This window comes from Fructilactobacillus sp. X8R1C1 (genome assembly GCF_059900945.1).
Genome location: NZ_JBWXVH010000003.1, coordinates 40,908 through 55,758, shown reverse-complemented (window position 1 = coordinate 55,758; position 14,851 = coordinate 40,908). Strand labels below are relative to the sequence as shown.

The 14,851-nt window shown below is 38.2% G+C and carries 16 protein-coding genes; 3 read left to right on the top strand and 13 right to left on the bottom strand.

Annotated features, from left to right (window positions below):
• Positions 1 to 35 precede the first annotated feature (35 nt).
• The 3 genes from hpf to AC6UD1_RS03610 form a co-directional block, all read right to left on the bottom strand.
• Positions 36 to 569, bottom strand: a complete 534-nt coding sequence (gene hpf / locus AC6UD1_RS03620) for a ribosome hibernation-promoting factor, HPF/YfiA family (protein ID WP_500696123.1) — start codon at positions 567 to 569, stop codon at positions 36 to 38.
• 88 nt (positions 570 to 657) lie between these two features.
• The gene (locus tag AC6UD1_RS03615; RefSeq protein WP_500707317.1) at positions 658 to 1,347 is read right to left on the bottom strand and encodes a ComF family protein; all 690 of its coding nucleotides are present in this window, start codon (positions 1,345 to 1,347) and stop codon (positions 658 to 660) included.
• Positions 1,340 to 2,680 (bottom strand): ATP-dependent helicase ComFA, encoded by a 1,341-nt coding sequence (locus tag AC6UD1_RS03610; protein ID WP_500707316.1) that lies wholly within the window; start codon positions 2,678 to 2,680, stop codon positions 1,340 to 1,342. Before AC6UD1_RS03610 ends, AC6UD1_RS03615 begins: the two co-directional genes overlap by 8 nt.
• A gap of 46 nt (positions 2,681 to 2,726) precedes the next feature.
• Here AC6UD1_RS03610 and AC6UD1_RS03605 point away from each other — a divergent pair, with 46 nt between their 5' ends.
• Positions 2,727 to 3,359, top strand: a complete 633-nt coding sequence (locus AC6UD1_RS03605; protein WP_500696126.1) for a YigZ family protein — start codon at positions 2,727 to 2,729, stop codon at positions 3,357 to 3,359.
• Between the two features lie 29 nt (positions 3,360 to 3,388).
• On the opposite strand, the gene AC6UD1_RS03600 is transcribed toward AC6UD1_RS03605, so the two are convergent.
• Complete coding sequence (locus AC6UD1_RS03600; RefSeq protein ID WP_500707315.1) at positions 3,389 to 4,540, bottom strand: glycosyltransferase family 4 protein; 1,152 nt, start codon at positions 4,538 to 4,540, stop codon at positions 3,389 to 3,391.
• 203 nt (positions 4,541 to 4,743) lie between these two features.
• On the opposite strand from AC6UD1_RS03600, the gene AC6UD1_RS03595 reads away from it, so the two are divergent.
• On the top strand, positions 4,744 to 5,166 hold the full coding sequence (locus tag AC6UD1_RS03595) for a CidA/LrgA family protein (protein WP_500694450.1): 423 nt from the start codon (positions 4,744 to 4,746) through the stop codon (positions 5,164 to 5,166).
• A gap of 6 nt (positions 5,167 to 5,172) precedes the next feature.
• Positions 5,173 to 5,910 (top strand): antiholin-like protein LrgB, encoded by a 738-nt coding sequence (gene lrgB, locus AC6UD1_RS03590; RefSeq protein ID WP_500696128.1) that lies wholly within the window; start codon positions 5,173 to 5,175, stop codon positions 5,908 to 5,910.
• A gap of 52 nt (positions 5,911 to 5,962) precedes the next feature.
• Here the strand turns inward: lrgB and kimA are convergent, their stop codons facing one another.
• From kimA to rsmI, 9 genes are all read right to left on the bottom strand, one after another.
• The gene (gene kimA / locus AC6UD1_RS03585; protein ID WP_500696129.1) at positions 5,963 to 7,798 is read right to left on the bottom strand and encodes a potassium transporter KimA; all 1,836 of its coding nucleotides are present in this window, start codon (positions 7,796 to 7,798) and stop codon (positions 5,963 to 5,965) included.
• Positions 7,799 to 7,947: 149 nt separating this feature from the next.
• Positions 7,948 to 9,573 (bottom strand): chaperonin GroEL, encoded by a 1,626-nt coding sequence (gene groL, locus AC6UD1_RS03580; RefSeq protein ID WP_500694453.1) that lies wholly within the window; start codon positions 9,571 to 9,573, stop codon positions 7,948 to 7,950.
• A 34-nt stretch (positions 9,574 to 9,607) separates the two neighbouring features.
• Complete coding sequence (groES, locus tag AC6UD1_RS03575; RefSeq protein ID WP_500694454.1) at positions 9,608 to 9,892, bottom strand: co-chaperone GroES; 285 nt, start codon at positions 9,890 to 9,892, stop codon at positions 9,608 to 9,610.
• 145 nt (positions 9,893 to 10,037) lie between these two features.
• The gene (locus tag AC6UD1_RS03570; RefSeq protein WP_500707314.1) at positions 10,038 to 10,673 is read right to left on the bottom strand and encodes a redox-sensing transcriptional repressor Rex; all 636 of its coding nucleotides are present in this window, start codon (positions 10,671 to 10,673) and stop codon (positions 10,038 to 10,040) included.
• A gap of 151 nt (positions 10,674 to 10,824) precedes the next feature.
• Positions 10,825 to 11,853: a tRNA (adenosine(37)-N6)-threonylcarbamoyltransferase complex transferase subunit TsaD gene (tsaD, locus tag AC6UD1_RS03565; protein ID WP_500707313.1), complete on the bottom strand. Its 1,029-nt coding sequence runs from the start codon at positions 11,851 to 11,853 to the stop codon at positions 10,825 to 10,827.
• A 20-nt stretch (positions 11,854 to 11,873) separates the two neighbouring features.
• On the bottom strand, positions 11,874 to 12,470 hold the full coding sequence (rimI, locus tag AC6UD1_RS03560; protein ID WP_500696132.1) for a ribosomal protein S18-alanine N-acetyltransferase: 597 nt from the start codon (positions 12,468 to 12,470) through the stop codon (positions 11,874 to 11,876).
• Positions 12,454 to 13,179, bottom strand: a complete 726-nt coding sequence (tsaB, locus tag AC6UD1_RS03555) for a tRNA (adenosine(37)-N6)-threonylcarbamoyltransferase complex dimerization subunit type 1 TsaB (RefSeq protein WP_500699860.1) — start codon at positions 13,177 to 13,179, stop codon at positions 12,454 to 12,456. The genes rimI and tsaB overlap by 17 nt, the downstream gene beginning before the upstream one ends.
• 1 nt (position 13,180) lies before the next feature.
• Complete coding sequence (locus tag AC6UD1_RS03550) at positions 13,181 to 13,948, bottom strand: acyl-[acyl-carrier-protein] thioesterase (RefSeq protein WP_500699861.1); 768 nt, start codon at positions 13,946 to 13,948, stop codon at positions 13,181 to 13,183.
• A 16-nt stretch (positions 13,949 to 13,964) separates the two neighbouring features.
• Entirely contained in the window at positions 13,965 to 14,846 is an 882-nt protein-coding gene (rsmI, locus tag AC6UD1_RS03545) for a 16S rRNA (cytidine(1402)-2'-O)-methyltransferase (protein WP_500694459.1), read from the bottom strand.
• Positions 14,847 to 14,851: the final 5 nt, after the last annotated feature.

Here is a 14,851-nt window from a genome sequence, read left to right as displayed (position 1 = left end):
CACAAAAAAACAGAAATATGATATTTCTGTTTTTTCTAACGATCGGTTTTAATTAACCCATAGTCCCCATCATGTCTTCGATAAACAATATCAGTGGTGCCATCGGTGACATCAACATAGACAAAAAAATCATGCCCAATCAAATTCATTTGAATAATGGCATCTTCCGAAGTCATCTTCTGTAAAGGAATCCGCTTTTTCCTAACGATCTTAGATTCGGCTAATCGTTTATCGGGATCATTAAAAACGTGGGATAACTTATGCTCAGTTAATTCTTCATTTACCTTTGATCCATATTTATCGATCTGTTGCTGGATATCGTGAATCGCGATATCAATGCTTTTGTGAATATCATCAGAGTTGCCCTCACCTCGCAGTAAGAAGTTCGGTAGGATAATAGTGATTTCAGCTTTGATTCGTTCGTTAGAATAGTTCATAAGATCAACATGAGCAGTCCCTTTCACGTTTGCATCAAAACGTTTATCAATTGTTTTGACGTGATGATTAATGTAATCACGGAGATCACTGGTGATTTCAACATCATCACCTCTTAATTTAGTTTCAAGCATTTTAATCTCTCCTATGCTTAGTATCATTGTCTTCAAACGAATCTCTTATAACTATTATAAATTCTAATCGATTAAATAACAATCAATACTAACGTGCAAGGGTAATACTTGAGACTTTCTTAACCCCATACGAATATAACAGTTTAGCTGCTAAGTGCAGGGTGGTTCCAGTCGTATACACATCATCAATCAAACAAACCTTTCTCCCACGTAGGTTGTTAGTCGACCACTCCGGCTCAACGTAAAATGGTTGTTTTAAATGCATCCTATCAAATTTATCTTTTTTGGACTGGGGTAAGCCCTTTTTTGACACCGCTCCTAAGACCTTTTGATATTTCACACCAGCTAACCACCCCTCAACCTGATTAAACTTTCGCACCTCAAACGTTTTCTTACTAATCGGGATGGGAACAATCATACCACCATCGTTATGTTCAAATATAAAAGACTGAAACTGACTTTGAAATAGTCGCCTTAACCGATAATCACCCTGAAACTTGTACCGAGCCATGTAATCATTCATTTCATCGTATGGAAACAACGCATGGTTAATTAATTTGGGACCAGATTGTTCTTCCCAAATCTTACAATCATCACACAACTCTAATTTTGCTTGCTGCTTGCCACAATCTGGACACGCCGTTTTTAAATCAATGGGACAAAAAAGTTTTTGACATTCATCACACATAATTGGCGGGACAAAGGAACGAAAACTTAAAATAAAGGAAATGCTCACATCACTTCTAATAATTTGATTACACCATAAACATTTATTCATGACTTTTTAATTTCATCCCTCTGCGATTCATAGCCCTAATCTCATTTTGGGCGCTAGTAATTCGTCTTGAAAAACTGCCCACAAAAAAATCAACGTTACCGGTCGGTCTGGTCTTTTTTCGGCCCACTCTTCCTGCCATCTGAACTAATGACGACGTAGAAAAAACCTTATCGTCGGCCCCCAGTACCATTACATCAATATCCGGAAAAGTCACTCCTCGTTCTAAAATGGTCGTAGTCACTAAAAATAACACTTGCTGGTTACGCATGGCTTGAACCTTTTCCATTCGTTTCTTGTCAGCAGAATAAACACATTCCCATACCTTTGGACCACGGATTTGTTTGCTTAAAATCCGATCAACCACCGGTAAATCTTTAATCTTAGGAACAAACAATAAAAATCTTCTTCTAATTGCAACGTTACGCTGACACATTTTAATTAATTGATGGGGTAACCTTCCCTTTGATAATTGCATCCGCCATTTTCTTGACAAGTGAACTTTAATCACGGGCAATAAATGACCATGAAACCTGATCGGCAAATAACTCATATCTCCATTTCCACGCGTGATTTGGGTTCTCAGTCGTTTACTTGGAGTGGCACTTAACATGATTCTTTGTCCCGTAGTCTTTAAGGCATGCTTTACGGCAAACTCCAGGTTAACGTTGTTAATGAATGGAAACGCATCAACTTCATCAATAATCAATAAATCAAAAGCATGAAAGAAACGCATGAGTTGGTGGGTCGTACAGACAGTCAGTTGACAATAATGGTACTTGTCTTTACTTTTACCATGCAATAAAACCATATCAAGGTTAGAAAAAGCCGCTTTAAGACGCGGATAAAGTTCCGAACACACGTCCACTCTGGGAGAAGCAATGGCAATTCGAAATTTACGTTTAATTGCCCATGTTAATACCGGAAAAAGCATCTCGGTCTTACCAGCCCCAGTAACCGCCCACAGTAGATGATCACGGTGATGTTTTACTGATTCAATCATCCTTAACGCACAGTCTTTTTGATTTACAGTTAGCGTCCCATCCCAAGTCAAAACATTACTTGGAACCACAAAACGATTTGTTTCTAGGACACTAACCAGTTTTATCGACGAATCAATTCGCCCCATTTCGATGCAATTGGGGCAGTAAAAAATATGATTGGGAAGTTCACATTTTGATTTTTCACAATTGAATCCACATCGGTTACAATGAATAGTAGTTTGATTAACCGTTACCGCTAATTCAAAATTAAGAAGTGGATCACTTAAAAGTATCGGATCAATCAAAGTGCTTGGCGTAAGTCTTCCCATTAGTTCTTTTTGATCTTTGATCATTGACTATCCGCCTCCATTTTTAAATACGAAGAACAGGAATAATTTAATGCAAAATTCTTTTTTAACCATTAAACAAGCTGGTCAAAATGAAATTATTATCAAAAAATCAAAGTTTATTGCTTCCGTATCTCGTGTCACGGACGAAGCGAGTGCTCAAGCATTCATCGCCAGTATCAAAAACCAAAATAAAAAGGCCAACCACAATTGTTTTGCCTATGTTATTGGTCCAAATGATGATATCCAGCGAGAAAGTGACAACGGCGAACCCAGTGGGACTGCCGGGATTCCAATCCTGGATGCCATTAAAAATATGGAACTTCACGACACAGTAATCGTAGTCACAAGGTACTTTGGTGGCATCAAACTAGGTGCTGGTGGCCTAATTCGAGCATATAGTAACTCGGCATCGGATGTGATTGAAAGGGTTGGAATCAGCAAAATGACGCTTAAAACTGCACTTACTATTTCAGTATCCTATAAGTTAAATGATAAACTCCAATATTTTCTTAAACAAAATAATCTACCAATTACTAACGTTGAATATGACACCAGTGTTCGGGTAAGCACCGCCATTTCAAATCATGTGATTGATGACTTCAAAACAAAAATCAACAACTTGCTTGCAGGAGACGTTCAATTCAAGATTGGTAAGGAAGCTTATTTTGAGAGTCCAGTTTAGTCTAAAAAGAGTAGTTCACCTTCAATGAACTACTCTTTTTTGTTTGATTTGGTTTTATGCTTTGCCTTGGTTTTAGTGATTTCGGTTTCGTGATTAGCCTTACTGGTTGTTCCAGTCACAACGCGTTTAATCAAATTAAGCAAGGGTTGCCGGTCCTTTCCGACTAATCCAATGGCTTCCACAAAAAGCTCAATCCCAATCAAAGTGGCAACCGTCAACAACACTGATCCCCAGAAACTGGACAATGGATAGAGTAAAGAGATGAAAGCGAAAATTAACGCAATTCCGTAAATCACCAAAACCGTTTGTCGGTGGGTCAAACCAATCTGCATCAACCGATGATGTAAATGGTGCTTATCAGCGTGAGAGATGGGCTGTTTGTTCAAAATCCGCCGTAAAATTGCATAAGCGGTGTCCGAGATTGGGACTCCCAAAATCACAACGGGAATAATGACCGATATGAAGGTGGCGTTTTTAAGACCTTGTAAGGAAAAGACCGAGATCATAAAGCCAATTAATAGGGATCCCGTATCCCCTAGATAGATTCGAGCTGGGAAAAAATTATACGGTAAAAAGCCCAAACAGGAAGCGGCAAAAGTAAAAATCATGATTGACACGTAAACGTTACCGACGTTTAAAAAGAATAAGCCGATGATTCCCATGGTAGTCAGAGCAATAATGGCAATCCCCGTCGCTAGTCCATCCAGTCCATCGATTAAATTAATTGAGTTCGTAATCCCCAGAATCCATATCCAGGTAATTGGTAGACTTAACCATCCCAGACTAACATCACCAAAGAATGGGAGCGTGATAGAACTCATCTGAATGCTCGCAAAAATGTACACCCATAGTGCCGCTAGTGAGATCCCAATCACCTTTTGCCGTGGCTTCAATTCAAAAATATCATCAATGACCCCCGTCATAATGATAATAATTTCTCCGCCCAGAATTCCCCACAACTTACTAGATGGAATTTGGTTCCGCAAAAAAACGCAAGTCGTAATGGTATAAGCAATAAAAATTGCCAGACCACCTAACGTTGGCATTGGAATTTTATTTACACGTCTTTTATTCGGTTTATCAATGGCGCCAATTTTGAATGCTAAAATTCTGATAAAAGGGGTTAAAACCGCCGACATTATCATCGTTGCAAACAAATAGACGAATATTTCAAATTTCAATTAAGTATGGCCTTCCACGATTAAGTTTATATTCAATTATACAAACGGAAAATAACAAACACAAGCTTCCCTTTATTTAATTTAATGATAATTAAATCTAATGATAACAATTAAAATTTTGGTTTGTTTTTTAGTTCATTTCATATATTATATTAAATATAGAAATAGCTAAATCAATCACATACTTTTGAAAGGAGCCAAACATGCAAAATAAAGAAGAAAAGCCCCAAAAAGATGCTCCATTGTTAACTCAACTCGGTATCTTTGGGGTCATTTTATTCGTCTCAAGTCTAATCTCAGCACTCTTTCCAGCCAACTTTCCAGTTCCAACCCCAGTAATTGGGTTGGTGATATTATATTTGTTATTGACCTTTAAAGTCATTAAACCAGAACAGGTCGAAAAGGTCGGATCATTTTTTATTGGAATCCTAGGATTCCTTTTTGTCCCTTCTGGAATTCAATTAGCGGCCTCCCTCGACATTATGAAACATTCTGGCGTCAAACTAGTGATTATGATCATTATTTCGACAGTCGTCATGTTGGTGTCGGTGGCTTTAGTTGCTACTTTTTTGATATGGGCCCGCAATAAAATTTTTGGCAAAAAACAAGACATCGATAAGGAGTAACCAAATATGCAAACGGAACTATTAAAATTTTTAGGCAATCCAATGTTTGGAATTGCTCTATCATTGGTGGTCTATCTGATTGGATCATTTCTATTTAAAAAATTTAACGGCTTTTTTCTTTTTCAACCATTATTTGTTGGGATGGTGCTCGGAATTTTTGTTCTCTGGTTAATGAGCAAAGCAACGGGGATTAACATTACCTGGATTTACACCAACTTGTATAAGCCAGGTGGTGATATTATTTTTTGGTTCCTCTTCCCTACCACGATTGCTTTCGCAGTCCCACTCTTCAAGCGAAACGACATCGTGAAAAAGTACTGGTTTGAAATTTTGTTATCACTAATAATCGGTTTAACCATTTCGGTAATCATCATGTACTTTGTCTCCAAGTTAATTGGATTAAACAAGTCGGAAATTGCTTCCATGCTTCCACAAGCTGCCACTACCGCAGTTGCAATGCCAATCGCCCAAGGCATTAACGGTGTGCCAGCAATTACCGCTATGGCATGTATTTTAAACGCTGTTATTATTTACGCACTTGGCGACTGGATCATTAAAATATTCAGATTGAAGAACCCCATCGGAATTGGATTGGGGCTTGGAACGGCAGGACACACCCTTGGATCAGCTAAAGCCCTTGAACTTGGTGAAGTTCAGGGCTCCATGGCTGCGATTGCGGTGGTCATTATTTCGGTGGTCGTTGATATCATCGTCCCACTATTTGCTCATATTGTGCACCTTTAAATCCAAAACAAAAAGCTAGGCTATGTTTAACATAGCCTAGCTTTTTGTTCTATTATTCACTTAAATGATAGTTATACGTCGATACAATGATGTCCTGACGTGAATTCAAGGCACTTCTTAATCGAACAGCGGTCTGATTATGAAGGACTTGTTGCCAGTAGTGTTTTGGTACAAACTGAGGAACCAAAACCGTCGTAGTATAATTGCGATCCTCATCCTGTTTCGCAATAACATCACAGAAACGAAGCACTGGATCGACAACCGAACGATACGAAGTATGAATATCGACAAATCGAATGTCTGGATACTCTTCCTTAAACTTCGTTGAAATTTTCTCTTCTTTTTGCGGATTATCGGCAAACGAAACGTGCATGGCAATGACATTGTCACCAATCGATCTCGCATAGTTAATTGCTTGTCTAGTAACTTGGGTAACATTTCCCACTAACACGATTACCGTTGAACCAGCATAGGTATGATTCTCATAATTCGGATCAGTTGAAATACGAAGCTGCTCAGCAATTCGCTGATAGTGAAGATGAATTTTATAAAACATCAAAAGGAGCAACGGCATGATAATGAGATATGGCCAAACGTTTGCAAAATGAAGTGCAAACAGGAAGAAGACTAACATCACTGAGATGAACGCTCCAATAAAATTAATGACAGCCTTCACCGGCCACAAGCCATCTTTATTTCTGAACCAGTGAACAATCATTCCAGATTGAGACAACGTAAATGGAACAAACACACCAACAGCATAGAGTGGAATTAAGAGATTAGTTTTACCTTTAAAGAGGACAATTAAAACAATCGCACCTAAAGCTAACGAAATAATTCCATTTGAATAACCTAGTCGGTCACCCTTATCCAGGTAGGCATGTGGCAAATATTTATCTTTAGCCATGTTGTAGGCCAAAATTGGAAAGGCAGAGAAACCAGTGTTAGCAGCAACAGCTAAAATCAAGGCAGTTGCAAGCTGAAGTAAGTAGTACATGATTCCGTGACCAAAGACATTGGTACCAATCTGTGATAAGACGGTATCCTTAGCGTTAGGAATAACTCCCATGTAGTAACTTAGAAAGGTAATCCCAGCAAAGAAGATTCCTAAAATAATGGCCATGATACCTAATGTATTGGCAGCGTTCTTTCGTTTTGGTTGTTTAAAGTTTGGAACCGCATTACTAATGGCTTCAACTCCAGTTAACGATGCTGAACCAGATGAGAATGCCTTAAAGAATAATACCAAGGTCATTCCCTTAACTGAGGTATTCAGTGGAGCATACGCATGATAAGTAATTTTATTAGTTAAAATATTATAAGCACCAACAATGATTAAAATGATAATCATCACAATAAATAGGTACACTGGAATAACCAGGAATGAAGCTGAATCATGCATTCCACGAAGATTCAAAATCATGATAAATATTACAATTAAGATTGCAATCGGAACCTGATAATTATATAGCGCAGGGATGGCAGAAGTAATCGCTTCAGTCCCAGAAGTCGTTGAAACGGCAACCGTTAACATATAATCAACTAATAGGGACCCACCGGCAACTAAACCAGCAGTGTCACCCCAATTGGTTCGGGCAACAACGTAGGCACCTCCACCAGATGGATAAGCATAAATAATCTGTCGATAAGATAATGTGATTGCGGCTAACAGAACCAACACTAGCAGTGCGACCCACATTTGATACATTAATGCCGCGGTCGATAAGGTAATCAAAACGGCAGTAATCTGTTCAGTACCATAAGCAACTGATGATAAGGCATCAGATGACAGCAATGCTAAACCTTTGAACTTAGTGAGAGATTGACCAGAGCCTTCCGTTGTCTTAAGCGGACGTCCAATAATTAATCTTTTTAAATACCGCCACATTTAATCCATACTCCTTTAATATGTCATATTTAACCTAGTAAAACCGTAATTTTAAAGTCAAATGCAATTGTACTACATTAAACTAGATAATTCATCATAATTGGAAATAAAAAAGAGTCCATTCGGACTCTTTTTGGTTAAAACTTAAATTACATCATTCCACCCATTCCAGGTTGTTGTGGAGCAGCTGGTTGATCATTATCATTTTTTGGTTGTTCGGCAACAACGGCTTCAGTGGTTAATAGAAGAGCTGAAACAGATGCAGCGTTTTGAAGTGCTGAACGGCTTACCTTAGTTGGGTCAACGACACCAGCTTTGATCATATCTTCGTACTTGCCAGTCAATGCATTGTAACCAATGCCTGGTTTTTCGTCTTTCAAATGATCAACAATAACTGAACCGTCAATCCCAGCATTTTCAGCAATTTGTCTTACTGGTGCTTCTAGGGCTTTAACAACAATGTTAACTCCAGTTGCTTCATCACCTTCAGCAGGGATTTTATCAACGTCATTCAAGATGTTAATAAAGGCTGTACCACCACCGGGAACAAATCCCTCTTCAACAGCGGCTCTAGTAGCATTCAAAGCATCTTCAATTCGGTACTTACGTTCTTTAAGTTCAGTTTCAGTGGCTGCACCAACTTTGATAACAGCAACTCCACCAGCCAACTTAGCTAAACGTTCCTTCAACTTATCACGGTCAAAGTCAGAATCAGTGGCATCAATTTGTTGTTTGATTTCATCAATTCGTTTGTCGATAGCTTCTTTGCTACCCTTACCTTCAACGATAGTTGTGCTGTCTTTAGTAACGTTAACCTTATTAGCTTGACCTAATTGATCAATGGTAGTGTCTTTTAGATCTAATCCAAGATCAGAAGTAATTACAGTACCACCAGTCAAAGTAGCAATGTCTTGGAGTTGTTCTTTACGACGATCACCAAAGCCAGGAGCCTTAACAGCTACAACATTAAAGGTTCCACGCATCTTGTTCAAAACTAAGGTTGGAAGAGCTTCTCCACCAATATCATCAGCAATGATCAAGAGTGAACGACCTTGTTGTACGACTGATTGAAGTAATGGCAAAATGTCTTGGATATTAGTGATTTTCTTGTCAGTAATTAAAATGTAGGGATTATCTAGGTTAGCTTCCATTTTTTCTTGGTCGGTAACCATGTATTGTGACATGTATCCACGATCAAATTCCATACCCTCAACAACGTCTAAACTAGTGTCAACACCACGTGATTCTTCAATCGTAATAACACCATCATTACCAACTTTTTCCATTGCATCGGCAATCAAATTACCAACCTTTTCGTTAGCTGATGAGATTGAAGCAATTTGAGCGATATCTTCCTTGCTAGTTACTTGGTGACTCATCTTGTGAAGACTATCAACGGCTGTTCTAGTAGCTTTTTCAATTCCTTGACGAACTCCAACGGGATTAGCACCGGCAGTAACGTTCTTCATACCCTCTTTAACGATTGCTTGGGCAAGAACAGTAGCAGTAGTAGTACCATCACCGGCAACATCATTGGTTTTAGAAGCAACTTCAGATACTAACTTAGCACCCATATTTTCAAAGTGATCTGGAAGATCAATTGCTTTAGCAATGGTAACACCATCATTTGTGATTGTTGGATCTCCAGCTTTTTCTTCTAGAACAACGTTACGTCCTTTTGGACCCATAGTTGTTTTTACAGTGTCAGCTAACTTGTCAACACCATTTAACATTGAATTTCTAGCATTTTCAGAAAACTTAATTTCTTTAGCCATTATTATCACCTCATATTAATTAATTTATTTTTTATTATTTAACGATTGCAAGCAAATCTTTTTCGTGCATTACAAGGTATGGAGTACCATCATATTCAACCTTTGTCCCTGCATACTTATCAAACATGACCATGTCGTCTTCTTTAACAGAAGGGGCAACTTTTTGTCCGTTATCAAGAACTCGACCCTCGCCTACAGCGACAACTTTACCCATCTGTGGTTTTTCTTTAGCGTTATTTGCTAAAACAATTCCACCGACGTTTTTTTCTTCTGGTTCTTGCACTTCGACAATTACGCGATCTCCTAATGGTTCTAACACGTTAATCCCTCCAATAAATATCTTTATTAAATTTTAGCACTTGCACTTATCAAGTGCTAACTTACATTCTTAATATATTATTTTTTCACAACTAATGCAAGAACTTTGCCCGATAAAAATAAAAAAAGCATCCAAAATTGGATGCTTAATCTTTATCATAATGATCAATAAAATAGATCAATGTTTGCAGTTCATTAGTCAAATCAACATTATGAACTCTAATTTCCTTTGGAACCGATAATCGGACTGATGTGAAGTTTAAAATTCCTTTTACACCCGCTTTGGCAACTTGATCAGCAACTTGTTGAGCAACTTTACCAGGAACTGTGAGAATCACAACACTGATTTGTTGATCTTTAAGCTGTTTTACCAATTGATCCATTGGGTAAATTGGAACCCCACCTTGAATGGTATTAACATTTTTAGGATTAACGTCAAAAGCAGCGGAAATTCTAATATTACTATCCATGTGGAAGTTAAAATTCAAAAGGGCATGACCCAAGTTACCAACACCAATCAATGCTACATTGGTTAATTGATCTTGGTTCAAGATCTTCTTGAAAAATTCTAGTAAACTGTCTACGTCATATCCATAACCTCGCTTACCAAGGGCACCAAAATATGAAAAGTCACGACGAATTGTAGCAGAATCCACTTGAATTGCGTCGGCCAATTCATTTGATGATATTCGTTTCTTTCCACCGTCATGTAAAATATTTAAATAACGATAGTAAAGCGGCAATCGTTTCGCGGTTGCACGTGGAATTTTTGTCTCAACCATTTTCAAATCTCCTATTATTATTGTCGAGATTAATAAGTCACAAAATTAATTCTAACATAAAGAAATTGTTTGTGAAATAATATAAAAATGAAATCAGCTGAAAAGCCCCACAGGGCAGGATAAATTAATTTAATAATTTGTTGTTAACGATTTATTTTTCATTTTGAGCCCACTCAAATTCTAATCCTGGATCAGCATTTAGTGAAGCTTTTCCTTTTTCCTGATGGTGCTGCATTGCCGCTGCAGCAGCTCCTATCATGGCTGCATTATCTCCACACAACTTAAGCGGAGCCTTGACAAATTCCACATTTTCCTTACTGGCAATCGCATCTAGTCGATTTCTAATGCCCTTATTCGCTGCAACTCCGCCAGCTAAAATAAACTCTTTTACAGGATAATTTTCAAGCGCACTTTGTGATTTTTTTGCCAAAACGTCCACTACGGCAGCTTCAAAACTAGCAGCTAAATCGTTTTTATTTAGAGTCTTTCCAATCTGATCGGCATGGTGAACGGTATTGATAAAAGCACTTTTAAGTCCGCTAAAACTAAAATCATAATTACCATCTGATTCCATCGCGCGTGGAAAATTAAAAGTATCCTTTCCCTTTTGAGCCATTTTGTCAACGGTTGGACCAGCTGGATAATTAATTCCTAAAACTCTCCCAATTTTGTCAAACGCTTCACCTGCGGCATCGTCTCTAGTCTCACCGATGATTTCAAACCTACCTTCTGCAGGCATAAAAACAAGCTCCGTATGACCACCAGATACCACAAGTGCCATTGCCGGAAACTCAATTGGCTTAATAAAGTTAGTAGCATAAATATGTCCTGCAATGTGATTAATTGGAATGAGGGGTAGATGATGAGCCCAAGCTACCACTTTGGCAGCGGTGACTCCAATCAAAAGTGCCCCAACCAATCCTGGGCCATAGGTCACAGCTACCGCCGTTAAATCATCGTATGTGACGTTTGCACGTTTCAAAGCATCATTTATACAAATGGTAATCTCTTCAATATGATGACGACTAGCCACTTCTGGTACCACACCACCAAATCGCTGATGACTTTTAATCTGAGTTGCAACGACGTTTGATAAAATTTCTTTACCATCCTTGATAACAGCAACACTTGTTTCATCACAACTACTCTCAAACGCCAAGATCACACTATTATCTTGCATTAATCCTCACCCGTCTCTAACTATCTTCCAAAATTATTTGGTGCCACTTTTTGCTTGGATAAATCCAGTTTCATTACCACAGCATCTTCACCATCATTATAGTAATCTGGATCAATTCCAACCTGAACAAACCCAAGATCCCGATTCAAATCTTGAGCTTTAATATTTCCCAATCGAATTTCGATTGAAACACTTTTAAGTCTCATCAGTCGTGCTCTTCTGATAACCATGGTAAGCAAAAAATATCCCAATCCGCGATTTTGGAATTTGGGTAACACCGCAATATTTTCAACGTGACAATTCTTACTATCACGAGAAATCGAACAACCGACAAAAGCAATCAATTCGTCGGCTTTCCTAATTACCAAGTATAAACTGTTTTTGTGCTTTTTTAGATCATTTAGGAAACGTTCTCGATCCCAAGCTGCCTTTTTGTCGTAAACCTCTTCTTCAACATTCACAATGTCAGGGATGTCAGTAATAGAACCCTTGCCAAAATAGTAATCGACTCCATTCACATCAACAATGTGATTTTTAATCTGAAGTCCACGCTGAATCTTGGCTTCTTCCTTTTTTTTAACGTTCTTTTTTAACCATGCCTCAATTTTCTTCAACATAAGACTCGTTTTCCCTCCCCGGGTTTAACTTTTGCCAGTCTGCTTGTGCTTTGGTTAAACGAAGATAATTGGGATTAAAATTGTTAACATCAGCAACTGGTTCTTGCTTTTCCCCATAGATACCAATTTTAGCTGCCTGTGGCAGGTTATCAATTCCAGTCATATATTTGAAATCTTTCCCGAAATGTTGTTTTAAGCGCTCGGAAAAATGAGCAACATCACTTCCAACGAATACGATGGGCTCATCAAACTTGTCCAGTTCGGTCATCCACTTATCAAAATTAACGTGTTGATCTTTAATTACCGACTCGGGACCACGATCGGAAGTACGGTACAGACCAGTAAACAAATTATCGTTTCTACCATCAAATAATGGCACTACCAACTGGTCGTGTTTTTGCACGTTTAAAACAAGCGCCATGAGACTTGAAATGCCAACCAAATCAATATTCAATGTATCGGCCAAAACTTTTCCAACCGTGGTGGCAATTCTAATCCCAGTGTATGAACCAGGACCATTACTTACGACGACCCGATCCAGATCTTGTGGAGTTAAATTGGCATAATTAACCAACTCTTCAACCACCGGCATTAAGTATTCAGCATGTTTTCTATGCGTTGTCATCGTGGTTGTTGCTAGCACCTGTTCGTCTTTTAAAACTGCCACAGTTAATGGTTGATTAGAGGTATCAACTGCTAAAACGTGCATATTATTTGCTTCCTTCTTTATTCAGCTTCTCCCATTTAATTTCGGCAATCGATTTAGTATCATCATTGACCGAAATATCGTGGATCGATCGAATTTGATCACCGGTCTTAATGAGTTTGCTTCGACTTACGACCGGATCACCATATGTAACTTCATCTTCATACTTAATACTTACTTGCTTTGGAACGTGAGTTGCCAAAAAATCATAGGATAAATCATCAACCATCCATCCAATGTATTTGGCATTATTGACATGAGAATTCCAATCAATGTCAGTAAAACGAACATGATACTCAGTCTTCATAAGATTTTGTTCATCATGAATTTGAGGAATCTTTCTTAACCGTTGAATCCTTCTTACTCGATCACAATGATAGGGAGTAATCATATCTTCCTCTAATCGAACCATTTTTCTGGATTTAATGTCCATCATGACCCACAAACTGCCAACATGAACTAATTCATTCCCGTTAACGTCTCTAACCCAGAATTCACGGTACGCAAAGTACTTAGTGTATGAAGTTCCCCTCGTTTGAACCTGAATTTTTTCATGAACTTTAGGAAGACGCGTAATATCCATGTCGGTTTGAACAACAACCCAAGTTACGCCATGTTCAATCACATGTCTGGTACTTACACCGAGTGCTTTTGCTTGGTCCTGTGAAATCATAATGATCACGTCAATTAACATTGAAAGAGTAATGTTACCCAGTAAATTGGTTTCATAGTACTCAACTACATGGTCTTCAGAAAAAATATCTCCAGTCATCTTAATTCCTCTTATCTTATTCTATGTGGTGGTATTGATTATAAACATCCTGACGGACTAACCCATTTTGCTTAGCGACTTGCTTAATCGCGCCATTGGGCTTTTCACCGTTACTAATTAATTGATCAACCTGCTCGTAAACCGATAATTGAGCTTCATTTTGCTTCTCTTCATGAAGTTTAAACCCGTCTGGATTCCCAGAAACTAGAATGACAAACTCTCCTCTAATCTCATTTTGTTTGGACCATTCCACTAAATCGTCAAGACCACCACGAACGTATTCTTCAAACTTTTTAGTGAGCTCTCTTGCAAGCACTGCCTGCCGATTGCCAAAAACCTTTTGCATGTTTAAGAGCGTCTTTTTAAGTCGATGAGGAGCTTCATAAAAAATCAAGGTCGGATATTCTTGTGCTAAAATCTTTAGTTCATCAACCTGCTCTTTGGGTTTCCGTTTTAAAAATCCATAAAACAAAAACGGTTGAGGTTTAAGTCCTGAAGCAATTAAACTAGTAAGGCCAGCGTTTGGTCCCGGAATGCTTATCACGGAAATATCATGTTCAATGCACTGCTTTACTAATTCACGTCCAGGATCACTAATTGAAGGCATTCCTGCATCACTGACTTGTGCAATTGAAATCCCATTGATTAATTTTTCAACTAATTCAGGTGCTCGTTGTTCAGTATTATGCTCATGAAAACTAATTTGTTTGGTCGTAATATCAAAATGATTTAAAAGTTTCTGGGTATTCCTCGTATCTTCAGCGGCAATCAAATCAACATCTTTTAAAATATTGATGGCTCTAATCGTCATATCATCAAGATTACCAATTGGTGTAGGAACCAGATATAAACTGCCCTTGTTATGATCTGCAAAACTTTTTTGAACTGATAAATCCAATGGAA